At 41.1% G+C, this 1,706-nt stretch carries 1 protein-coding gene and 1 pseudogene; both read right to left on the reverse strand.

The features are described 5' to 3' along the window. Nucleotides 1-735, reverse strand: a pseudogene (locus F6K38_RS41220) (tetratricopeptide repeat protein); the annotation flags it as partial. Between the two features lie 18 nt (nt 736-753). Beyond that, a partial coding sequence (locus F6K38_RS41225) for an ATP-binding protein (protein WP_287360613.1) occupies nt 754-1,706 on the reverse strand: 953 nt, incomplete at its 5' end.

The raw sequence follows: 1,706 nt of genomic DNA on the forward strand, positions 1-1,706 counted from the left end.
CAAAGCTTGGTCAAAGTTTGCGATCGCATCTTCATACTCTTGGGCAGCAGCTAGTATAATTCCTAGTTCAACTAGTAAATCGGCTTGCTCCTCAGGAGTTTGATACTCTGCTTCCAGGCGTTCTTTAATAGCGATAATTTGTTTACTTCTTTCTTCAGGATTCAAAGACTGATTCTGAAAGTCTTCTTGTTGACACTCCTCTGATTTGCTAGGAAAGTCAAACAGACCAGAACGCCAGTCAAAAAAGTCGGGAGCACGGTGGATAAAATAATTCAGGGAAAATGACCGTAACAGAAACACAAAACAAATTTTAAAATCCTCTCGAAATCGTTCTCTGTGTTGGTTGAGATGATTTAAAATATGAGGAACCCCTTTCCAACTATAGGAATAAATTGCTTTGCTATCCCATCCCTGCTGACGTTTCGTCTCTTCATACTTATAAAACGAGTATTCTAGACCTTGGATAAATAAAACCTTGATGTCCTGACAGTCGGGGCGATCCTGAACAATGCCGTATAAATTATCAATGGGCTCCTCGAAGCGCAACACCTCTATTGTTTTCTGAGGCAAATCCTGCTTAACCTGCTTAACCAACTTCTCTGCTTCTGCGGTCGAACAACGGACAAATAATAATCCGAAACCTCTACGCCTTCGGAGGGCACGGAGTAAGTCTTGGTATTGTTCTTCTGGACTCGCTGGAGGTAAATCCTCGTCCGCATCTGTAAAGTTTACCATTAGTTGTTGCAGTTCTTATTACGGCTGTGAGTCTAGTTGAGCACAAGCGTCTTTAAATTGCTTAATCCCTTTAATCAGGGGATGAACATCGTACCAACACTGTCTTTCTCCTTCGTCATCGAAGTATTGATACTCTAACAAACAGCGATTAAATAATAACTGACGATACTGGTTATTATTGTGTATCTGCTTGGACCGGTAAACATCAGCTAAAACCGACCATTGTCCATCCTGAACCGTTCGGCGATAGGTATCTCGTGCATCAGTAATGGATCGTTGTACTGCTCTGAGGGAAATTGGTAAGGTTTCGGTACGAGCAATGGCAGTTTGGATTAATAATAGCAAATTCCGCACATGACCTCCACTCATAAGACACAAGCGCTCTAAGGCTTCTGGACTTTCAAATATATCGGTTTCTAAGGAGCGATTGGGAGCAAATTGACCGACTCGCTTGCTAATCACTTCTTTAATTTTATTGAATCCAGGCTGATAGAGGTTACCCTCTTTAGTTCGCACCATAATCATCGGTAACACCTGGGCATCACCATAGATGTCTCGCAAATCATTAGTTCGCTTGGAGTACAGCATTGAAATGGGAACTGTGTAGACAATATGGCACTTTAATCCTTTTAATTGTTCACTACGATCTAAAAAAATTTCTTCATGATTCGTTTGGTTACTCTCTTGGATAACTGGGACAATCCGGTCTAAATTATCCGCAATCACTGCTAATTTAGTACATCCAGCTGGTAAGTTCTGTTTAGCTTCTGTAATAAACTGATTCAACGCCTTTAGTAGAGTAACGGTGTGGGGATTAATTTTCTGTCGAATCTGTTGACGCAATGTTGGTACAGCTCTTAAATTAGCAGTTAGCTTGCCATACTGAGAAATTTTTGCTTCTGCACTTAGTCCATCAAATGCTATTTCAGTTAGAGCCAAATCTTTTAACTCTTGCCAGCGGCTTTCCAGCC

This window comes from Moorena sp. SIO3B2 (assembly GCF_010692525.1).
GTDB classification, from domain to species: domain Bacteria; phylum Cyanobacteriota; class Cyanobacteriia; order Cyanobacteriales; family Coleofasciculaceae; genus Moorena; species Moorena producens.